This window comes from Bacillus sp. 05T31 (assembly GCF_056396725.1).
Window position 1 is genome coordinate 1 of the sequence record NZ_JBFTMA010001139.1, and the last position, 826, is coordinate 826.

The 826-nt window shown below is 40.7% G+C and carries 1 protein-coding gene; it reads left to right on the forward strand.

The annotated features are described in order from the left end of the window. The coding region (locus AC1DJR_RS31940; protein ID WP_477004461.1) for an FAD-linked oxidase C-terminal domain-containing protein at positions 1-826 on the forward strand (826 nt) is incomplete at both ends.

An 826-nucleotide genomic window follows, 5' to 3' on the forward strand; every position in this document is an offset into this window, starting at 1 on the left:
ATGTAATGGGGCTTGAACTTGTCTTACCGAACGGCGATATCATTCGCACTGGTGGTAAATTAGCAAAAGATGTAGCTGGTTATGATTTAACTCGTTTATTTATTGGTTCTGAAGGAACACTTGGTGTTGTTACGGAAGCTATATTAAAACTTGTCCCTATGCCTGAAACGAAGAAAACGATGCTTGCGCTATATGAAGATATTAACGAAGCTGCTCGAGCTGTTTCTGCTATTATTGCAAATAAAATTATTCCGGCGACACTTGAGTTTTTAGACCAACCAACAATTGAAGTTGTAGAAGAGTTTGCACAAATCGGTTTACCAACTGACGTTAAAGCAATTTTATTAATTGAACAAGATGGCCCGCCCGAGGTTGTCAATCGCGATATCGAAAAAATGGCTAACGTTTGCCGTGCTATGAATGCGGTCGATGTTCGCGTTGCAAAAGATGAAGCCGAAGCAGATGCGCTTCGTACAGCACGCCGTAGTGCACTATCAGCACTTGCAAGACTAAAACCGACAACAATATTAGAAGATGCAACTGTACCACGTTCACAAATCGCTCCAATGGTTGAAGCAATTAATGCAATTGCAAAGAAATATAATATTCCTATTTGTACTTTTGGTCATGCTGGTGATGGTAATTTGCATCCGACTTGTATGACAGATGCCCGTAATGAAGAAGAAATGCATCGTGCCGAACAAGCTTTTGCTGAAATATTTGCGAAAGCGATTGAGCTTGGTGGTACGATTACTGGTGAACATGGTGTTGGCGCAATGAAAGCTCCGTATTTAGAAATGAAATTAGGTAAAGAAGGTATTGCTGC